The sequence below is a fragment of the Solimonas flava DSM 18980 genome (genome assembly GCF_000426685.1).
Taxonomy (GTDB): domain Bacteria; phylum Pseudomonadota; class Gammaproteobacteria; order Nevskiales; family Nevskiaceae; genus Solimonas; species Solimonas flava.
On the sequence record NZ_AUFV01000002.1, the window covers coordinates 219,921 to 240,439 of the forward strand.

18 protein-coding genes are annotated in these 20,519 nt (G+C 71.1%); all 18 read left to right on the forward strand.

The features are described 5' to 3' along the window. Window positions 1-94 precede the first annotated feature (94 nt). Entirely contained in the window at window positions 95-1,237 is a 1,143-nt protein-coding gene (flhB, locus tag K343_RS0103715; RefSeq protein ID WP_028006905.1) for a flagellar biosynthesis protein FlhB, read from the forward strand. A 15-nt stretch (window positions 1,238-1,252) separates the two neighbouring features. Then, window positions 1,253-3,310 carry a flagellar biosynthesis protein FlhA gene (gene flhA / locus K343_RS0103720; protein WP_028006906.1) on the forward strand — a complete coding sequence of 686 codons (2,058 nt, stop codon included), beginning with the start codon at window positions 1,253-1,255 and terminating at the stop codon, window positions 3,308-3,310. 20 nt (window positions 3,311-3,330) lie between these two features. Further along, window positions 3,331-4,521, forward strand: a complete 1,191-nt coding sequence (flhF, locus tag K343_RS0103725) for a flagellar biosynthesis GTPase FlhF (protein WP_028006907.1) — start codon at window positions 3,331-3,333, stop codon at window positions 4,519-4,521. Further along, window positions 4,508-5,392 carry a MinD/ParA family protein gene (locus K343_RS0103730; RefSeq protein ID WP_028006908.1) on the forward strand — a complete coding sequence of 295 codons (885 nt, stop codon included), beginning with the start codon at window positions 4,508-4,510 and terminating at the stop codon, window positions 5,390-5,392. Before flhF ends, K343_RS0103730 begins: the two co-directional genes overlap by 14 nt. Then, window positions 5,389-6,123 (forward strand): RNA polymerase sigma factor FliA, encoded by a 735-nt coding sequence (locus tag K343_RS0103735; RefSeq protein ID WP_051277915.1) that lies wholly within the window; start codon window positions 5,389-5,391, stop codon window positions 6,121-6,123. Before K343_RS0103730 ends, K343_RS0103735 begins: the two co-directional genes overlap by 4 nt. A 52-nt stretch (window positions 6,124-6,175) precedes the next feature. Next, complete coding sequence (locus K343_RS0103740) at window positions 6,176-6,568, forward strand: chemotaxis response regulator CheY (protein ID WP_028006910.1); 393 nt, start codon at window positions 6,176-6,178, stop codon at window positions 6,566-6,568. 4 nt (window positions 6,569-6,572) lie between these two features. Then, the gene (locus K343_RS23205) at window positions 6,573-7,247 is read left to right on the forward strand and encodes a protein phosphatase CheZ (RefSeq protein WP_051277916.1); all 675 of its coding nucleotides are present in this window, start codon (window positions 6,573-6,575) and stop codon (window positions 7,245-7,247) included. Between the two features lie 51 nt (window positions 7,248-7,298). Next, window positions 7,299-9,077, forward strand: a complete 1,779-nt coding sequence (locus K343_RS20870) for a chemotaxis protein CheA (RefSeq protein ID WP_043112108.1) — start codon at window positions 7,299-7,301, stop codon at window positions 9,075-9,077. Continuing rightward, complete coding sequence (locus K343_RS0103755) at window positions 9,070-9,810, forward strand: flagellar motor protein (RefSeq protein ID WP_028006911.1); 741 nt, start codon at window positions 9,070-9,072, stop codon at window positions 9,808-9,810. Before K343_RS20870 ends, K343_RS0103755 begins: the two co-directional genes overlap by 8 nt. Continuing rightward, on the forward strand, window positions 9,810-10,790 hold the full coding sequence (gene motD, locus K343_RS0103760; RefSeq protein WP_028006912.1) for a flagellar motor protein MotD: 981 nt from the start codon (window positions 9,810-9,812) through the stop codon (window positions 10,788-10,790). The genes K343_RS0103755 and motD overlap by 1 nt, the downstream gene beginning before the upstream one ends. Continuing rightward, on the forward strand, window positions 10,787-11,251 hold the full coding sequence (locus K343_RS0103765; protein ID WP_028006913.1) for a chemotaxis protein CheW: 465 nt from the start codon (window positions 10,787-10,789) through the stop codon (window positions 11,249-11,251). Before motD ends, K343_RS0103765 begins: the two co-directional genes overlap by 4 nt. Window positions 11,252-11,497: 246 nt before the next feature. Further along, window positions 11,498-13,957, forward strand: a complete 2,460-nt coding sequence (locus K343_RS25145; RefSeq protein ID WP_281169371.1) for a methyl-accepting chemotaxis protein — start codon at window positions 11,498-11,500, stop codon at window positions 13,955-13,957. Window positions 13,958-14,034: 77 nt separating this feature from the next. Continuing rightward, window positions 14,035-14,355 carry an STAS domain-containing protein gene (locus K343_RS0103775; protein WP_051277917.1) on the forward strand — a complete coding sequence of 107 codons (321 nt, stop codon included), beginning with the start codon at window positions 14,035-14,037 and terminating at the stop codon, window positions 14,353-14,355. Continuing rightward, a complete protein-coding gene (locus K343_RS0103780; protein WP_020650243.1) occupies window positions 14,352-14,717 on the forward strand; it encodes a response regulator in 366 nt (121 codons plus the stop codon). Before K343_RS0103775 ends, K343_RS0103780 begins: the two co-directional genes overlap by 4 nt. A gap of 12 nt (window positions 14,718-14,729) precedes the next feature. Continuing rightward, window positions 14,730-16,721: a chemotaxis protein CheA gene (locus K343_RS0103785; protein WP_028006916.1), complete on the forward strand. Its 1,992-nt coding sequence runs from the start codon at window positions 14,730-14,732 to the stop codon at window positions 16,719-16,721. Between the two features lie 13 nt (window positions 16,722-16,734). Further along, window positions 16,735-17,244, forward strand: coding sequence for a chemotaxis protein CheW (locus K343_RS0103790; RefSeq protein WP_051277918.1), 510 nt, complete (start codon window positions 16,735-16,737; stop codon window positions 17,242-17,244). A gap of 73 nt (window positions 17,245-17,317) precedes the next feature. Continuing rightward, window positions 17,318-19,675, forward strand: coding sequence for a methyl-accepting chemotaxis protein (locus K343_RS25150; RefSeq protein ID WP_028006918.1), 2,358 nt, complete (start codon window positions 17,318-17,320; stop codon window positions 19,673-19,675). Window positions 19,676-19,677: 2 nt separating this feature from the next. Beyond that, the gene (locus K343_RS0103800; RefSeq protein ID WP_028006919.1) at window positions 19,678-20,517 is read left to right on the forward strand and encodes a CheR family methyltransferase; all 840 of its coding nucleotides are present in this window, start codon (window positions 19,678-19,680) and stop codon (window positions 20,515-20,517) included. Window positions 20,518-20,519 lie beyond the last annotated feature (2 nt).

Consider the following 20,519-nt stretch of genomic DNA (forward strand, 5'->3'; position numbering starts at 1 on the left):
GGAATCCAGCACCCCGCGTAGCAGAACGAGCGAATGAACCCGCGGTTGGTTCAAGCGCCTGCGTCGCCGGAGGTTTGTCCGGGCGGCGGTGGCCATGAGCGATCCGCAGCGCACCGAACGCCCCACACCCAAACGCCTGCGCGAAGCCCGCGAACGCGGCGAGTTGCCGCGCTCCCGCGAGCTGGCGTCGGCGGTCGTCGTCGGCACCGGCGTGCTGCTGCTGATGGCGGCGGGACCGGGCATCGCCGCACGCAGCGCGAGCTGGCTCAAGCGCGCGCTGCAGCCGGATGCGGCGCTGCTCGACGATCCGCAGCGCCTGCTGGCCTGGGCCGGTACCCTGTTCGCGCAGGGCTTCCTGATCGTGCTGCCGCTGCTGGTCGCCGGCCTGGTCGCCGCGATCGTCGGGCCGCTGCTGCTCGGCGGCTGGAACTTCTCGGTCAAGGCGCTGCGTTTCGACGCCGGCAAGATCAACCCGATCACCGGCCTCGGCCGCGTGTTCTCGTCGCAGGCGCTGGTCGAGCTCGGCAAGGGCGTCATCAAGTCGGCGCTGCTCGGCGCGCTGGCCGCGACTTTCCTGTGGCGGCACCGCGACGGCTTTCTGGCGCTGGTGCGCATGGATACCGCCGCCGGCATCGGCGACGGCCTCGCGCTCGCGCTCGATGCGCTGCTGTGGCTGGCCGGCGGTCTGCTGGTGATCGCCGCGATCGACGCGCCGTATCAATGGTTCGCGTCGCTCAAGCGCCTGCGCATGACGCGCCAGGAAGTGCGCGACGAGTTCAAGCAGGCCGAAGGCAGTCCGGAAGTGAAAGGGCGCATCCGCCGCCTGCAAGCCGAGCGCTCGCGGCGCCGCATGATCGCCGCGGTGCCCGGTGCCGACGTGGTCGTCGTCAACCCGACGCACTACGCGGTGGCGCTCAAGTACGACGCGCCGAAGATGCGCGCGCCGCGCGTCGTCGCCAAGGGCATCGACGAGGTGGCGCTGGCGATCCGCGAGGCGGCGCGCAACGCGAAAGTCGCCATCGTCGAGGCGCCGCCGCTGGCGCGCGCGCTGTACCGCAGCGCGGCGCTCGACGCGGAGATCCCGGTCGGCCTCTACGCCGCCGTCGCGCAGGTGCTCACCTACGTTTATCAGCTGCGCCAGTACGCGGCCGGCCACGGCGCCACGCCTGGCACACGGCCTGCACCGCCGTCGCAGCCCGACCTCGGCGAGGTGCCGGACGGGCAGCCCGACGAATAAAACCGCCCGTACACGATGAACCTCAGCGCCTTCCTGCAGAACCTGCGTGGCCTCGAACGCAAGGGCCTCGCCGCACCGATCCTGCTGCTGATGGTGCTGGCGATGATGGTCGTGCCGCTGGCGACGCCGGTGCTCGATCTGATGTTCACGCTGAACATCGCGATCGCCATCGTCGTGCTGCTCGGCGTCGTCTATGTGCTGCGGCCGATGGACTTCTCGGCGTTCCCGACCGTGCTGCTGTTCGTCACCCTGCTGCGTCTGGCGCTGAACGTCGCTTCGACGCGCGTCGTGCTGCTGCACGGCCACGAGGGCACGCACGCCGCCGGCCGCGTCATCGAGGCCTTCGGCAACTTCGTGGTCGGCGGCAACTACGCGGTCGGCTTCGTCGTCTTCATCATCCTGACGATCGTCAACTTCATGGTCGTCACCAAGGGTGCCGAGCGCGTCTCGGAAGTTTCGGCGCGCTTCATCCTGGATTCCTTGCCCGGCAAGCAGATGGCGATCGACGCCGATCTCAACGCCGGTCTGATGACGCGCGAGGAAGCGCGCGAGCGCCGCAACGAGGTGCGCGAGGAGGCCGACTTCTACGGTTCGATGGACGGCGCCAGCAAGTTCATTCGCGGCGACGCGCTGGCCGGCATCCTGATCCTGGTCATCAACGTCATCGGCGGCCTGCTGATCGGCACCATGCAGCACGGCCTCGGTCTGGCCGACGCGCTGAAGAACTACACGCTGCTGGCGATCGGCGACGGTCTGGTCGCGCAGGTGCCGTCGCTGCTGCTGTCGACCGCGGTCGCCGTGCTGGTGACGCGCATGTCGAAGTCGCAGGACATGTCGCAGCAGGTCGTCGGCCAGGTCTTCGGCCAGCCGCGCGTGCTGGCGATCGCGGCGCTGGTGCTGGCGCTGATCGGCTTCGTGCCGGGCATGCCGAACCTCGTTTTCCTGCTGCTCGCCGCCGGCTGCGGCGGGCTTGCGTATCTGCTCGCCAAGCGGCAGCGCAGCGCCGCTGCCGCGCCGCCGCCGCCGGCCGCGCCGAGCGCGCCGGCCGAACTCGGCTGGGACGACGTCGGCCGCACCGACGCGATCGGCCTTGAAGTCGGCTATCGCCTGATCCCGATGGTCGACGCGCGCCAGGGCGGCGAGCTGATGGCGCGCATCAAGGGCGTGCGCAAGAAACTCACGCAGGACATCGGCTTTCTGATCCCGCCGGTGCACATCCGCGACAACCTCGAACTGCAGCCGTCGAGCTACCGCCTGCTGGTGCACGGCGTGCCGGTCGCTGAAAGCCAGGTCTATCCGGACCGCGATCTGGCGCTGAACCCCGGCCGCGTGTTCGGCACGCTCGACGGCATCCAGACCACCGATCCGTCGTTCGGCATGCCGGCGGTGTGGATCGAGCGCGGTGCGCGCGAGCACGCGCAGACGCTCGGCTACAGCGTCGTCGACTGCTCGACGGTGGTCGCCACGCATCTGTCGCAGGTGATCCAGAACCACGCGCACGAGCTGTTCGGCCACGACGAGGCGCAGGCGCTGCTCGCGCAGCTCGCCAAGCAGGCGCCGAAGCTCGCCGAGGATCTGGTGCCGAAGCTCTTGCCGCTGACCGTGTTCACGCGCGTGCTGCAGGCGCTGCTGGTCGAGCGCGTGCCGATCCGCCATCTGCGCGTGATCGCCGAGGCTTTGGCGGAGGGCGCCGCGCGCAGTCAGGATCCCGTCGCGCTCGCCGGCCATGTGCGCGTCGCGCTCGGGCGGCAGATCGTTCAGGAAATCAACGGCATGGCGCCGGAGCTGCCGGTGCTGACGCTGGGCGCGCCGCTGGAACAGGTCCTGCAGGACTCGCTCAAGAGCGGCGGTGCGGCGATCGAGCCGGGGCTGGCCGAACGCATGCACCGCTCGCTGGCTGAAAGCACACGCAAGCAGGAAGAGGCCGGGCAGCCGGCCGTGCTGCTGGTGCCCGCCGGCCTGCGACCGCTGCTCGCCCGATTCACCCGCCAGACCGTACCCGGATTGCACGTGCTGTCGTTCGACGAAGTTCCCGACAACAAGCGCATCCGCATGGTCGGCGCCATCGCCTGAGGTCGCGAAGAAGAGCTCGCATGAAAATCAAGAGATTCCTGGCGAAGAACATGCGCGAGGCGATCCGCCTCGTCCGCGAGGAGCTGGGCCCGGAGGCGGTGATCCTGTCGAATCACCGCGCCGGCGACGGCATCGAAGTCGTCGCCGCCACCGACTACGACGCCGCGCTGATGCAGCAGGCCGTGCGCCGCGCGGCGCCGCCGCCGGAGCCGCCGTCGTCACCGGCACCCGCACCGTCGCCGCCGGCGGGCGGCGGTCACGACCCGCTGCCGGCTCCGGCGCCGCCGCCGTCGCCGGAACTGCAGCAGCTGCGCCGCGAACTCGGCGGCATGCGCAAGCTGCTCGAATCGCAGATGGCCGGCATGGCCTGGCGCGAGCTGCGCGAGCATCCGCAGCGCCTGCGCGCGCTGCAGACGATGATCCAGCTCGGCGTCGAGCCGACGCTGGCGCGCGAGATCGCCGCCGAGCTGCCGGAGGCCAGCGACGACGAGCGCGCGCGCTTCCTGCCGCTCGGCCTGCTGACCCGGCGCCTGCCGGTGGTCCGCCACGACGTGCTGCTCGACGGCGGCGTCATCGCCCTGGTCGGGCCGACCGGCGCCGGCAAGACCACGACCCTCGCCAAGCTCGCGGCGCGCTACGCCGAGCGCCACGGCACGCGTGACCTGGCGCTGGTGACGACCGACCACTTCCGCGTCGGCGCCCAGGAGCAGCTGTTCACCTACGGCCGCCTGCTCGGCGTGCCGGTGCAGACCGCGGCCGGTCCCGACGAGCTGCGTGCGGTGCTGGCGCGGCTGTCGGACCGCAAGCTGGTGCTGATCGATACCGCCGGCGTCGGTCCGCGCGACGCGCAGCTGCAGGCCCAGCTCGCGGTCAAGGGCCACGGCGTGCAGAACTGGCTGGTGCTGTCGGCGACCACGCAGGCCGCCGATCTCGACGCCGTGATCCGCCGCTATGCGCCGGCCGCGCCGAACGCCTGCGTGCTGACCAAGCTCGACGAAACGCTGCGCATCGGCGGCGTGCTGTCGGCGACGGTGCGCCACCATCTGCCGATCGCCTACTGCTGCGACGGCCAGCGTGTGCCCGAAGACCTCGAGCTGGCACGCGCCAACGCCCTCGTGCTGCGTGCGATGCAGCTCGCGCGGACCACGCCGGCCCGCGTCGACGACGCGACGCTGGCCCTGCAGTTCGGAGCCGTCCATGCCGCACAGTGAAATCACGGGTCAGGCCGCCGGCCTGCGCCGCCTGCGCACGCCCAAGCCGGTACAGGTCATCGCCGTCACCAGCGGCAAGGGCGGCGTCGGCAAGACCTCGGTATCGGTCAACTTGGCGGTCGGCATGGCGCTCGACGGCAAGCGCGTGATGCTGCTCGACGGCGACCTCGGCCTCGCCAACGTCGACGTCATGCTCGGTCTGCAGCCCTCGTACAACCTCTCGCACGTGATCGCCGGGCAGTGCTCGCTCGACGACACGCTGATCGAGGGCCCGGCCGGCGTCATGGTGGTGCCGGCGTCGAGCGGCAAGCGCAACATGGCCGAGCTGTCCGGTGCCGAGCACGCCGGCCTGGTGCGCGCGTTCTCGGACCTGCACCGGCCGCTCGACACGCTGATCGTCGATACCGCGGCCGGCATCGCCGACAGCGTCATCACCTTCTCGCAGGCCTCGCAGCAGGTGATCGTCGTCGTCACCAGCGACCCGCAATCGCTGACCGACGCCTACGCGCTGATCAAGGTCCTGAGCCGCGATCACGGCATCTACCGCGTCCACGTGCTCGCCAACCAGGTGCACTCGCCGCGCGAGGCGCGCGAGATCTTCGAGAACCTGCGCCGCGTGTCCGAGCGTTTCCTCGACATCACGCTGAGCTCGATGGGCTTCGTGCCGCACGACGACTGGCTCAAGCGTGCGGTGCGCCGCCAGTGCGCAGTGGTCTCGGCCTATCCGGCCGCACCGAGCGCGGTGGCGCTGCGCGAGCTGGCGCGCGTCGCCGCGAGCTGGGGACCGCCGCTCGGCGCGCGCGGCAATCTCGAGTTCTTCGTCGAACGCCTGATCGGCTCCGGCAACGCGCCGGCGGGAGTGAGCGCATGAGCGGCGCAGCGATGCCGGCACGGCCGGCGCCGATGGACGAGGGCGAGCTGGTGCGCCAGCACGCCGATCTGGTCAAGCGCATCGCCCACCACTTGGCGGCGCGGCTGCCGTCGAGTGTCGACGTCGACGATCTGATCCAGGCCGGCGTCATCGGCCTGATCGAGGCGGCGCGCCATTACAACGGCACGCGCGGCGCCTCGTTCGAGACCTACGCCGGCATCCGCATCCGCGGCGCGATGCTCGACGAGCTGCGCCAGACCGACTGGGCGCCGCGCTCGGTGCACCGCCGCGACCGCGAGGTCGCCGAGGCGATCCGCGAGATCGAGCAGGCGCGCGGCCGCGAGGCGCGCGATCAGGAGATCGCCGAGCATCTGAAGATCGGCCTGGCCGAATACCACGCGATCGTCCACGACGCCGCCCGTTGCCAGGTGCTGAGCCTCGATGACGGCGGCGAGGACGGCGACGAGACGCTCGATGCGCACGATCCGGGCGACGGGCCGCTGCAGCACCTGCAGCACGCCGAGTTCCAGCGCGAGCTGGCGCGGGCGATCGCCGAGCTGCCGGAACGCGAGCGTCTGGTGCTGTCGCTGTACTACGAGCGCGAGCTGAACCTGCGCGAGATCGGCGCGGTGCTGAAAGTCAGCGAGAGCCGCGTCTGCCAGATCCACGGCCAGGCGCTGCTGCGTCTGCGCGCGCGGCTCAAGTTATGGCGTGAGGCGGCCGCTATCTAGCAAAACGGCGTCCGCGGCGCGCCGCCGTTTCCCCCAACACGGAAAGGGACCGATGGACAAGAACATGAAGATCCTCGTCGTCGACGACTTCTCGACGATGCGCCGCATCGTGCGCAACCTGCTCGGCGATCTCGGCTACAGCCAGATCACCGAAGCCGACGACGGCAAGACCGCCTGGCCGCTGCTGCAGGCCGGCAGCTTCGACTTCGTCGTCACCGACTGGAACATGCCGGGCATGACCGGCATCGAGCTGCTGCGTGCGATCCGCGCCGACGCGCGCATCGGCAAGACGCCGGTGCTGATGGTGACTGCCGAGGCGCAGCGCGACCAGATCATCGAGGCCGCACAGGCCGGCGTGAACGGCTACATCATCAAGCCGTTCAACGCGGTCACGCTCAAGGAGAAGATCGACAAGATCTTCCAGCGCATCGGCGAGACGGCCTGAGGCCATGAGCGCGCCCAGCGAAGATCGCGAGCTGCTGATCGGCGCCCTGCGCGCCTGGCTCGAACGGCTCGAAAGCGGCGGCAGCATCGACGCGCCGCCGGCGCTGGCCGAGCTGCTGCAGATGCAGGATCACGCCTTCTACCGGCAGGTCGCCGAGCTGACGCGGCGTCTGCATACGGCGGTCGTCGAGCTGCGCCTCGACGAGCGCCTGTCGCGGCTGGCCGGCGACGCGATTCCCGACGCGCGCTCGCGCCTGCATCACGTCGTGCACATGACCGAGGCGGCGGCGCACCGCACGCTCGATCTGGTCGACCAGATGCGCGGCATCGCCGCGCATATCGCGCAAGGCGCCGCGGCGCTGCAGGATCAGGGCACCGCGCCGCTCGCCGCGGCGCTGCAGGCCGACGCGCAGGCGCTGCGCGGCAAGCTCAGCGAGCTGGCGACCGCGCAGGAATACCAAGACCTCACCGGCCAGATCATCAAGCGCATCATCACCCTGGTCGAGGATGTCGAGGCGGCGCTGCTCGAACTGCTCGGCGCGCACGCCGGCGCCCTCAAGACCCCGGCGCCGATGCCGATACCCGAAACGAAGGCGGCGTTGGCCGGTCCCGCATTGCCGGGGCAGGAGACAACCAGCCAGCAGGACGCCGACGCGCTGCTCGCCAGCCTCGGCGTCTGACCCGACAGTCCACGGCCGCGCGCGATCGCCGCGCAAGGGCAACGTGAGCGCATGAGCAGCGACGACGACATCCGTGCCGATTTTCTCGCCGAGGCCGGCGAGCTCATCGAGCAGCTGGCCACGCAGCTGATCGCGCTGGAACGCGAGCCGCAGGACGCCGAGCTGCTCAACGCGGTGTTCCGCGCTTTCCACACGATCAAGGGCGGCGCCGGCTTCCTGATGCTGGCGCCGCTGGTCGACGTCTGCCACGCCGCCGAGGATGTGCTCAATGCGGTGCGCGGCCGCCGCCGCGTGCTCGACGCCGCCGTCATGGATGCGGTGTTGCAGGCGGTCGACGCGGTCCAGCAGATGATGGCGGAGCTGCAGGCCGGCGCGGCGCCGTCGGCAGCGGCGCCGGAGCTGCTGATGACGCTGCACGGCCTGCTCGACGGGCAGGCGCCGGCCGTTCCGGCCGCCGTGGCCGCGACCGTGCCGGCGGTGTCCGCCGCCGACACCATCAGCGACGACGAATTCGAAGCGCTGCTCGACCAGCTGCAGGGCAAGGCCGGCGCACCGCCGCTGCCGTCCGCGCCGACCGCGCCGCGTATCGCGCCGCCGCCCGCGATGCCGTCTGCTGCGCCGGCCGCCGCGCCGGCGCCGGTCATGGTGCGCGCCGAGGCCGAGACGATCCGCGTCGAGACGCACAAGCTCGATCAGCTGATGAACCTGATCGGCGAGCTGGTGCTGGTTCGCAACCGGCTCAAGGCGGTCAAGCCGCTGCTCGAAGAGCCCGCGGCGCGCGCGGTCGGCGAGCTCGACTTCATCACGCGCAGCCTGCAGAACACCGTCGCGCAGGTGCGCATGCAGCCGATCGGCAAGGTCTTTTCGCGCTTTCCGAAGCTGGCGCGCGACATCGCCCGCCAGCTCGGCAAGCAGGTCGAGGTGGTGCTCGAAGGCGAGGACACCGAGCTCGACAAGAACCTCGTCGACGCGCTCGCCGATCCGCTCGTGCACATGGTGCGCAACAGCGTCGATCACGGCCTGGAGACGCCGGACCGGCGCCTGGCGGCCGGCAAGCTGCAGGTCGGACGGCTGTGGCTGCGCGCCAGCCAGACCGGCGACCACATCCGCATCGAGATCCGCGACGACGGCGCCGGCATCGACGCCGCGCGCGTGCGCGACAAGGCGGTCGAGAAGGGCCTGATCGACGCCGACACGGCGGCGATGCTGTCGCCGGCCGACTGCCTGCAGCTGATCTTCCTGCCGGGCTTCAGCACCAAGGAGCAGGTCTCGGACCTGTCCGGACGCGGCGTCGGCATGGACGTGGTGATGTCGCGCATCAAGCGCCTCAACGGCAGCGTCGAGCTCGATTCGGTGGTCGGCGGCGGCACCACGCTGCGCATCCGCGTGCCGCTGACGCTGGCGGTGCTGGCGGTGCTGATCGTGCGTTGCGACGGCCGCCGCCTGGCGCTGCCGCTGGCGCCGGTCAGCGACGTGCTGCTGCTCGACGAATCGCAGCTGGCGCGCGACGCCGGCTGGGATGTGCTGCGCGTACGCGGCGAGCCGCTGCGCCTGGTCCATCTCGACCGCTGGCTGGGTCTCGCGCCGCTGCCGGGACCGCGTCACGTGGTGGTGATGCAGGACGGCGACGAGCGCTACGGCTTCGTCGTGCGCGAAGTGCTCGGCCGCGAGGAGATCGTCGTCAAGCCGCTCGGCGCCAGCCTGCGCGGCCTGGCCGGCGTCGCCGGCGCCACGGTGATGCCGGACGGCGGCATCGCGCTGATCGTCGATGCCACCGGCCTGGTCGCCGCGGCGCGCGCGCAGACCGTGGAGGGCGCGGCGCATGGATAAGCTCTCGCTGGCCGGCATCGCGCTGGCGCTGGTCGCGGTGATCGGCGGCTCGATCCTCAAGGGCGCCGGCGTCGAGGCGCTGCTGTCGCCGGCGGCGTTCACGATCGTCATCCTCGGCACGCTGGCGTCGATCTTCCTGCACACGCCGATGAGCGTGTTCATGCACGGCATGAAGATGGCGAAGATGGTGCTGATGCCGCCGCGCCACGACACCCAGGCGCTGATCGAGCGCATCGTCGGCTGGAGCGGCGTGGCCCGCAAGCAGGGCCTGCTGGCGCTCGAAGGCGAGGTCGAGGCGGAGAGCGATCCGTTCGTCAAGAAGGGGCTGCAGATGCTGGTCGACGGCGCCGAGCCGGACGCCATCCGCAGCATCCTCGAAGTCGAGGTGCAGACGCGCGAGCACCTCGATCTGCAGGGCGCCAAGGTCTTCGAGGGCATGGGCATCTACGCGCCGACGCTCGGCATCATCGGCGCGGTGATGGGCCTGATGGCGGTGCTCAAGAATCTCGCCGATCCGAGCAAGCTCGGCCACGGCATCGCCGCCGCGTTCGTCGCCACGATCTACGGCATCGGCAGCGCCAATCTCTTCTTCCTGCCGATGGCGGCCAAGCTCAAGGCCGTGGTCGCCGACCAGACGCGCGTGCGCGAGATGCTGATCGAGGGCCTGATCTCGATCTCGCAGGGCGAGAATCCGCGCAACATCGAAAGCAAGCTGCGCGGGTACTTTCACTGATGGCCAGGCGCAAGGCGCACGAAGACCACGTCAATCACGAAGCCTGGGCGATTCCCTACGGCGACCTGCTGACGCTGCTGCTGGCCTTCTTCGTGGTGATGTACGCGGTCTCCTCGGTCAACGAAGGGCGCTATCGCGTGCTCGCCGACTCGCTGTCGCAGGCCTTCGGCGGACCGCCGAAATCGGTGCGCCCGATCCAGCTCGGCGACAAGCCGGAGAAGGGCACGCAGGCCGACGCCATGTTCACCTCGCCGAGCATGCGCGGCTTCGAGACCGAGCCGTCGCGCCTGCAGAACGGCCGCGCCGGCACGCGCGTCGGCGGCCGCCCGGTGCCGGATGCCGGTGGCGGGCGCGAAGCCGCCGGCGGGCCGCCGGAAGCGCTCCAGCGCATGTCCGAAGCCGTGCAGCGGGCGATGCAGGATCTGATCCGCGAACAGCTGGTGACGGTGCGCCGCAACGAGCACTGGCTGGAGATCGAGATCCGCACCGACATCCTGTTCGCCAGCGGCGTCGCCCAGATCGCGCCGGAGGCGGTGCCGATCCTCGACCAGCTCGCCGGCATTCTCGCGCCGTTCCCGAATCCGCTGCGCATCGAGGGCTACACCGACGACCGGCCGATCGCGACCAGCGTGTTCCCGTCGAACTGGGAGCTGTCGGCGGCCCGCGCGGCCAGCGTCGTGCACCTGTTCATGCAGGCCGGCGTGGCGCCGGCGCGGATGAGCGTCGCCGGCTTCGGCGAATACCGGCCGGTCGCCGGCAACGACAGCGCCGAAGGCCGCAACCGCAACCGCCGTGTCGTGGTCGTGGTGATGGCGGCCGACGACGGCGGCGTGCCGGCCGATGCGCTGCCGCCGCCGGCGGCGGCAACTCCGGCCGCCGGACCGGCGGCCGAAACCGCACCGGTGCCGGCCGCGTCGGCCGCGTCGGCGGTGTCCGGAGCGGTGGCACCGACGCCGGCGCCGGCGGGGCAGGCCTCGTGAGCGAAGCGGCGAAGCGCGAGGACGCGGTCGCGCGCTGGGTCTGCTTCGGGCTCGGCGCGCAGGACTACGGCCTGCCGATCACGCAGGTGCACGAAGTGCTGCGCCTGGCGCCGATCGAGCCGGTGCCCGGCGCGCCGGACGTGGTGCCGGGCGTGATGAACCTGCGTGGCCAGGTCGTCACCGTGATCGACCTGCGCCGCTATCTGCGGCTGCCGGCGCCGGCGCCGAGCGCCGATGCGCGCATCGTCGTCGTCGTCCACGACGGCGAGACCTTCGGCCTGCTGGTCGATCGCATCGGCCAGGTCTCGAAGATCGCCGCCGACGCCATCAAGCCGCTGCCGGACCTGCACCGCGACGGCGATCCGTTCCGCTTCGTCGGCGTCGTCGCCGGCGAGCACGGGCTGCTGACGCTGCTCGACGTCGACGCCCTGCTCGGCGCCTTCAGGATCGGCGCCCGCTGACGCGGCGCTGACCGTTCGGCTGCCGCCGCGCGGCCGCTCATCCCCCGAGGCCACAGGAAAGCCCCGCCCGCGCCGCTGAAGAGGGTGGGATTCGAGGCGGCCGCGAGTCGTCGGGGGGCGATGCCGGGCGCCGCGGTGGCGCCGGCGGCGGCCGCCTCGAACCCCTTTTCGCGGTGCCCCGCGTGCCGGCGCGCAGATGCGCCGGCCGCCCGATCCGAGTCGCCGTACCCATACGAGGAGTTGCCGATGTCCTTCGATTCCGTTCAACCGACGCTGCGCGGTGCCGTGCTCGGCGGCGTGCTGCCGCTGGCCGGCATCGCCGCCGCCGCCCTGCCGGGCGGCCTGCCGCTCGGCGCGCCGCTGCTGCTGCTCGGCGCGCTCGCCGTGGCGCTCGGCGCGCTCGCCGGCGCGGCGCTGCTGCGCGCGGCGCTGCGGCCGGCGCAGCGCGCCGCGGCGGTCGCCGCCGCCGTCGCACGCGGCGAGCTCGAGGTCGCCGTCGGCGACGCCGGCGCGCTCGGCGAGACGCTCGGCGCCATGCTCGCCGCGCTGCGCCGGCAGCGCAGCGACGAACGCGCGCGCCTGCAGGCGCTGGTCGAGCAGACGCAGGGCGTGCTGTCGGCGGCGCGCGCCGGCGACCTGTCGCGCCGCGTCGCCAGCGGCACCGCGGGCGGCGCCGAGAGCGCGCTGTGCGAAGCGATCAACGCCCTGCTCGACGACGTCGCGGCGACGCAGGCGCGCGAGCGCGAGGCGGCGGTGGCGACGGCGCGCATCCAGCAGGGCCTCGACGTCGCCGAGACCAACGTCATGGTCGCCGACGCGGATCTCAACGTCGTCTACGTCAACCAGTCGATCCGCATCATGCTGGCGGCCGCCGAGGCCGACATCCGCAAGGACGTGCCGAGCTTCAACGCCGCCGCCGTGGTCGGCGCCAACATCGACATCTTCCACAAGAACCCGGCGTTCCAGCGCGGCCTGCTGGCGCGCATGACGCAGACGCACAAGGCGCGCATCGCCGTCGGCGGCCGCGCGTTCTCGCTGATCGTCAACCCGATCGACAGCGACGGCGCGCGCGTCGGCTACGTCGTCGAGTGGAAGGACATGACCGCCGAGCTCGCCGCGCAGGCGCGCGAGCAGGAGCGCGCCGACGCCGAGAAGCGGCTCGCCGACGAGAACCTGCGCATCAAGAACGCGCTCGACAACGTCACCACCAACGTCATGATCGCCAACAACGACCGCGAGATCATGTACGTCAATAAATCGATCGTGCAGATGCTGACGCGCGCCGAGGCCGATCTGCGCCGCGATCTGCCGAGCTTCGACGTGCGCAAGCTGCTCGGCGGCTCGATCGATCAGTTCCACAAGGCGCCGGAGCATCAGAAGCGCGTGCTGGAAAGCCTGCGCGACACGCATCGCGCGCAGATCAAGGTCGGCGGCCGCAGCTTCTCGCTGACCGTCAACCCGATCGTCAACGAGCAGGGCCAGCGTCTCGGCACGGTCGTCGAATGGCTCGACCGCAGTGCCGAAGTCGCGGTCGAGGCCGAGGTCGGCGGCATCGTCAAGGCCGCCGCCGACGGCGACTTCTCGCGGCGTGTCGCGCTCGACGGCAAGGATGGCTTCTTCCGCCAGCTCGCCGAGAACATCAACCAGCTGCTCGAAACCAGCGAGGCTGGCCTGACCGAGGTCGGCCGCGTGTTCGGCGCGCTGGCGCGCGGCGATCTCACGCAGCAGATCGACGCCGATTTCAAGGGCACGTTTGGCAAGCTCAAGGACGACGCCAACACCACCGTCGGGCAGCTGACGCAGATCATCCGTCAGATCCAGGCGGCGAGCGACACGATCAACACGGCGGCGCGGGAGATTGCGGCGGGCAACAGCGACCTGTCGGCGCGGACCGAGCAGCAGGCGGCGAGCCTGGAGGAAACGGCCTCGTCGATGGAAGAGCTGACGTCGACGGTGAAGCAGAACGCGGAGAACGCGCGGCAGGCGAACCAGCTGGCGATCGGCGCGTCGGACGTGGCGGTGAAGGGCGGCGCGGTGGTGGCGGAAGTGGTGACGACGATGGCGTCGATCTCGGACGCGAGCAAGAAGATCGCCGACATCATCGGCGTGATCGACGGCATCGCGTTCCAGACCAACATTCTGGCGCTGAACGCGGCGGTGGAAGCGGCGCGGGCGGGCGAGCAGGGGCGCGGCTTCGCGGTGGTGGCGAGCGAAGTGCGCAGCCTGGCGCAGCGCAGCGCGTCGGCGGCCAAGGAGATCAAATCGCTGATCAGCGACTCGACGGACCGGGTCGGCACGGGCGCCAAGCTGGTGGAACAGGCGGGGCGGACGATGGACGAGATCGTCGGCAGCGTGAAGCGGGTGACGGACATCATGGGCGAGATCACGGCGGCGTCGCAGGAGCAGAGCCAGGGGATCGAGCAGGTGAACCAGACGATCACGCAGATGGACGAGGTGACGCAGCAGAACGCGGCGCTGGTGGAAGAGGCATCGGCGTCGGCGCGCTCGCTGGAAGAGCAGGCGGGCGGTCTGGCGTCGTCGGTAGCGCGCTTCCGGCTGGCCGGTGCGCCGGCCCTGGCCACGGCGAGCGAGCCGGCGCGTCCGGCGCCGCGCGCGCCCGCCAGGCCGGCGCCGCGCCGCCCCGGCTTCAACGGCAGCCGCCCGGCCGCCGCGACGGCGACCGAGGACCAGTGGACCGAGTTCTGAGTCCGCGTCCTCAAGAACGGGTCCGCGCCGCCGCTATCGGCAACGTGGCCCCCGCCGGCTGTTGACCAAGGAAACGCATGTCCACTGATCCGATCCGCACCGCGAGCGACGCGACGGCCGCGACGCTCGAACTGCCCGCCGATCTCGGCATCGAACAGCTCGCCGCGCTGCACGCGCAGCTGGCGCCGCGTGTCGCCGACGCCGCGCCGCTGACGCTCGACGGCGGCGCGGTGACGCGCGTGCATACCGCTGGCCTGCAGCTGTGCGCGGCGTTCTGCCGCGACCGCGCGCGCGCCGGTCTGGCGACCGTCTGGCGCGAGCCGAGCGCGACGCTGCGCGACGCGGCGCGCCTGCTCGGCCTCGACGCCGGCCTGTGCCTCGCCGAGGTGCGGCCGTGAGCGCGCGCATCCTCGCGGTCGACGATTCCGCCTCGATGCGGCAGATGGTCGCCTACACGCTGCGCGACGCCGGCTTCGACGTCGCCGAGGCGGCCGATGGCCAGGAGGCCTACGAGATGGCGCAGCGCGAGCCGTTCCGGCTGGTGCTCTGCGACGTCAACATGCCGCGCCTCGACGGCATCGGCCTGGTGCGCCAGCTGCGCCAGCTGCCAACCTACAAGTTCACGCCGCTGCTGATGCTGACGACCGAGTCGGGCCCCGAGAAGAAGCAGGAAGGCAAGGCGGCCGGCGCGACCGGCTGGCTGGTCAAGCCGTTCAATCCGGAGCAGCTCGTCGCCACCGTGCAGCGCGTGCTGGGCTAACGGGCCCTAACCATGGCCGGCATCGATCTCAAGCGCTTCCACCGCGCGTTCTTCGAGGAAAGCTTCGAGGGCCTCGACGCGATGGAGGCGGCGCTGCTGCGTCTCGATCCGGCGCAGCCCGACGCCGAGACGCTGAACGGCATCTTCCGCGCCGCGCACTCGATCAAGGGCGGCGCCGGCACTTTCGGCTTCGCCGCGATCAGCGAGTACACGCACGTGCTCGAGACGCTGCTCGACGAGATGCGCGCCGGTCGCCGCGCGATCTGCGCCGCCGACGTCGACCTGCTGTTGCGCGCGAGCGACGCGTTGCGCGGCCTGCTGCAGGCGGCGCAGGACGAGCGCGTCGCCGAGCGCACGGTCGCCGACGCCATCCATGCCGAGCTGACGCAGTGCCTGCAGGGCGCGGCGCCGACCGCAACCGGCAACGCCGCGGCGGCCACCGCGGCGCCGGCGGCGGGCTGGGCGATCCATTTCGCGCCGCATCCGGACCTGTTCGCCAGCGGCAACGATCCGCTGCGCATCCTGCGCGAACTGACCACGCTCGGCGACGCCCGCATCAGCGTGCGCGACGCGGCGCTGCCGGCGTTCGCGGCGCTGGCGCCGGAGACCTGCTACCTGGCCTGGGACATCGAGCTGCGCGGCGCCGTGGATCGCGCCGCGGTCGCCGAGCAGTTCGCCTGGGTCGAGGACGAGTGCGAGCTGCGCATCGAGCCGCTGACTGACGGCGCTGCCGCTGCGACCGGCGTTGCCGCGCCGGCGCCGCTCGCGGCCGCGGTGCCGCCGCCGCGCGCGCCCGCCGACGGCGCGGCGCGCAGCGAACCGCGCGGCGACGGCGCGTCGATCCGCATCGCCACCGCCAAGATCGACGCGATGATCGACCTCGTCGGCGAGCTGGTCATTACCCAGGCGATGCTGCAGCAGCTCGCCGACCGCCTCGACCCGGCGACCAGCGAAGTCCTGCAGCAAGGGCTCGCGCAGCTCGACCGCAACACGCGGTTGCTGCAGGAGGCGGTGATGTCGACGCGCATGCTGCCGGTCGAGGCCGTGTTCTCGCGCTTTCCGCGCGTGGTCCACGATCTCGCCGCGCGGCTCGGCAAGCAGGTGCGCCTGCAGAGCAGCGGCGAGAGCACCGAACTCGACAAGAGCATGATCGAGAAGATCGCCGATCCGCTCACGCATCTGGTCCGCAACAGCCTCGACCACGGCATCGAGACCGCCGCGGCGCGCGTCGCCGCCGGCAAGGACGCCGCCGGCACGTTGACGCTGCGCGCCGCGCACCAGGGCGGCCACATCGTCATCGAAGTCGCCGACGATGGTCGCGGCCTCGACCGCGCGCGCATCCTCGCCAAGGCCGCCGAGCGCGGCATCGCCTGCGATGCGGCGATGAGCGACGCCGAGGTCTGGCAGCTGATCTTCGCGCCCGGCTTCTCGACCGCCGAGCAGGTCACCGACGTGTCTGGCCGCGGCGTCGGCATGGACGTCGTCAAGCGCAACATCGAATCGCTCGGCGGGCGCGTCGAGCTGGCCTCGCATCCGGGCCAGGGCACGACGGTGACGATCCGCCTGCCGCTGACGCTGGCGATCGTCGACGGCATGTCGGTCGCGGTCGGCGAGGAGACTTTCATCCTGCCGCTGTCGGCGATCGTCGAGTCGCTGCAGCCGCAGCCGGAGCAGATCAAGCGCGTCGCCACGCAGGGCCAGGTCGCGCGCGTGCGCGACGAGTACCTGCCGCTGGTCGCGCTGCACGAATGGTTCGCGCTGCCGGCCGCGCCGCGCGCCGCGCACGAGGCGATCCTCGTCATCGTCGAGGCCGAGGGCCGCAAGCTGGCGCTGCAGGTCGACGCCCTGCTCGGCCAGCAGCAGGTCGTCATCAAGAGTCTCGAAACCCACTACAAGCGCGTGCCCGGCATCTCGGGCGCGACCATCCTCGGCGACGGCCGGGTCGCGCTGATCGCCGATGTCGGCGAGATCGTGCGCCTGGCGACCCGCGCCGCCGCCGCCTGAGAGGAGTTGTCCGATGCAAGCCCCGCCATCCGCATCGTCCGCCGCGTCCGCCATCGCCGCGCCGGCCGCCGAGTTCCTGACCTTCACGCTCGGCGGCGAGGAGTACGGCGTCGACATTCTCAAAGTCCAGGAAATCCGCGGCTACGACACCGTCACGCGCATGCCCGGCGCGCCGGACTTCATGAAAGGCGTCATCAACCTGCGCGGCACCATCGTGCCGGTGATCGACCTGCGCCTGAAGCTGCGGCTCGACGACGCGCGCTACGACGCCTTCACCGTGATGGTGATCCTCAATGTCGGCCAGCGCATCGTCGGCATGGTCGTCGACGGCGTCTCCGACGTCGTCGCGCTCGACGCCGGCGACGTGCGGCCGGCTCCGGAGTTCGGCGGCGCGATCGACACGCGCTTCATCACCGGCCTCGGCACGCGCGACCAGCGCATGATCATCCTGCTCGACATCGAGAAGCTGCTCAGCGCCGCCGACATCGGTGTGCTCAATGAGGCCGTCGCGCAGGCTGCCTGATCCACGATTCCATTCCCCCCAAGAACGTGCAGTCCGGTCACGGATGACTGCGAGGCTGCCGCGGAGATCTGTGATGTTGCGATTCCGGCTCAAGGTCGGCCAGCGCCTGGCGCTCGGCTTCGGTGCAGTGCTGTCGCTGCTGGTCGTCGCGGTCGGCGCCGCGATCTATTTCCAGCGCGTGGTCGGCGACAGCACGCGCTCGATGCTCGACGATGACGTTGTCACCATGCGCGTCGCCCACGAACTGCTCGAAGGCAATCTCGATCAGCAGCGCCGGGTCGCCAACATGCTGCTCGTGGTCCGCGACAAGGACGAGGTGAAACGCCTGTCGGCCGAGATCGACGGCATCAAGCAGCACAATCAGGAACTGCTGTCGACCATCGAGCCGCTGCTGCAGTCCGAGCAGGATCAGGCGCTGCTGGCATCGCTGAAGGACAGGCGCAAGGCCTGGATCGACCAGCGCGACGAGTTCGTCGAGGCGCTGATGGGCGCCAAGCCGGGCGAGCTCGACACCTATTTCTTCTCGACAGTCGTGCCGTATGCCGAGCGCTACAGCGAAAGCGTGCGCCAGCTGCTCGACGCGCAGCAGGTCCGGCTCGACGCCACCGCTGCGCAGGTCGAGCGGCGTGGCACGCAGGCGGCCGGCCTCGAACTGATGCTCGCCGCAATCGCGCTGCTGGTCGGGTGCGGCTGCGCGTGGTGGATCACGCGCGGCATCGTGCGGCCACTGCGGCGCGCAGTGGAGATCGCCGACGGCGTCGCGCACGGCCGTCTGGATCTGGAGATCCGCGACGGCGGCGGCGACGAGACCGGCCAGCTGCTGCGCTCGCTGAAGGACATGCAGCAGCTGCTGCGCGAACGCGCCGAGGCCGATCGCGTCAAGGCGGCGCAGCTGGCGCGCATCAAGCAGGGCCTCGACGCGGTCAGCACCAACGTGATGATCGCCGACAACGATCTCAACATCCTCTACGTCAACCCGGCGATCCTGGCAACGCTGCGCAACGCCGAGGCCGACCTGCAGAAAGTGCTCCCGCAGTTCAAGGCCGACGAACTGGTCGGCGGCAACATCGACCAGTTCCATCGCAATCCCTCGCACCAGCGCGGCCTGCTGGCGCGCGTCGAGCGCCAGCACGCGGCACGCATCACGATCGGCGCGCGCACCTTCACGCAGCAGATCAACGTCATCCGCGACGAGCACGACGCGCGCATCGGCTATGTCGTGGAGTGGAAGGACATCACGGTCGAGCTCGGCATCGAGAACGAGATCGCCGCGATTGTCACCGCCGCTGCCGACGGCGATTTCTCGCAGCGCATCCCGGCCGAGGGCAAGAGCGGTTTCTTCCTGCAACTCGCCGAGAACACCAACCGCCTGCTCGAGACCACGAACGCCGGACTGCAGGAGACGGCGCGCGTGCTCGCCGCGATCGCCGACGGCGATCTGACGCAGACCGTCGGCACCGGCTTCAAGGGCACGGTCGGCGAGGTGATGACGAGCATCAACACGACGATCGCGCAGCTGACGCAGATCATCGGCGGCATCCAGGCGGCGAGCGACACCATCAACACGGCGGCGCGGGAGATCGCGGCGGGCAACAGCGACCTGTCGGCACGGACCGAGCAGCAGGCGGCGAGCCTGGAGGAAACGGCCTCGTCGATGGAGGAGCTGACGTCGACGGTGAAGCAGAACGCGGAGAACGCGCGGCAGGCGAACCAGCTGGCGATCGGCGCGTCGGACGTGGCGGTGAAGGGCGGCGCGGTGGTGGCGGAAGTGGTGACGACGATGGCGTCGATCTCGGACGCGAGCAAGAAGATCGCCGACATCATCGGCGTGATCGACGGCATCGCGTTCCAGACCAACATTCTGGCGCTGAACGCGGCGGTGGAAGCGGCGCGGGCGGGCGAGCAAGGGCGCGGCTTCGCAGTGGTGGCGAGCGAAGTGCGCAGTCTGGCGCAGCGCAGCGCGTCGGCGGCCAAGGAGATCAAATCGCTGATCAGCGACTCGACGGACCGGGTCGGCACGGGCGCGAAGCTGGTGGAACAGGCGGGGCGGACGATGGACGAGATCGTCGGCAGCGTGAAGCGGGTGACGGACATCATGGGCGAGATCACGGCGGCGTCGCAGGAGCAGAGCCAGGGGATCGAGCAGGTGAACCAGACGATCACGCAGATGGACGAGGTGACGCAGCAGAACGCGGCGCTGGTGGAAGAGGCGTCGGCGTCGGCGCGCTCGCTGGAAGAGCAGGCGGGCGGTCTGGCGTCGTCGGTGGCGCGCTTCCGGCTGGCCGGCGCGCCGGCCGTGGCCGCGGCGAGCGAGCCGGCGCGTCCGGCGGCGGGCGCCGCGCCGCGCGCGCCCGCCGCCAAGCCGAGGAACGCGCGCACGCGCGGCAAGGGCCAGCCGCAGGCGGCCGAAGGACAGTGGACCGAGTTCTAGCGATGCCCGAACCGGTGACGGCGGCCGACGAGGCGCGCGAGTTCGCGTTCACGGCTCGCGACTTCGAACGCGTCTGCGCGATGATTCGCGCGCGCGCCGGCATCGCGCTGGCGCCGAGCAAGCGCGACATGGTCTACAGCCGCCTGTCGCGTCGCCTGCGCGCCTTGCGCCTCGATTCGTTCGCCGCGTATCTGCAGCTGCTCGACGAGCCGCGGCATCCGGAATGGGAGGCGTTCACCAACGCGCTGACCACCAACCTCACGGCGTTCTTCCGCGAGCCGCATCATTTCGAGACTCTGCAGACGCTGCTGCGCGAGGCGCGCGGACCGCGGCCGCTGCTGCTGTGGTCGGCGGCGGCTTCGACCGGCGAGGAGCCGTACTCGATCGCGATCAGTGCCTGCGAGGCGTTCGGCACGCTGCGGCCGCCGGTGCGCATTCTCGCCACCGACCTCGACACCCAGGTGCTGCAGACCGCCGAGCGCGGCGTCTATCCGCTCGAACGGATCGAGCGCCTCGACGCCGCGCGGCGGCAGCGCTTCTTCCGGCGCGGCGTCGGCAGCCGCGAGGGCTATTGCCGGGTCGTCGACGAACTGCGCGCGCTGGTGCATTTCCGGCCGCTGAACCTGCTCGACGAGCGCTGGCCGCTGCGCGGCCCCTACACGGCGATCTTCTGCCGCAACGTGATGATCTACTTCGACCGTCCGACCCAGCACCGCGTGCTGTCGCATCTGGTGCCGCTGCTGGCCGACGACGGCCTGCTGTTCGCCGGCCATTCGGAGAGCTTCTTCCACGCCGCCGAGCTGGTCCGGCCGTGTGGACGCACGGTCTACCGGCGAGCCTGAGG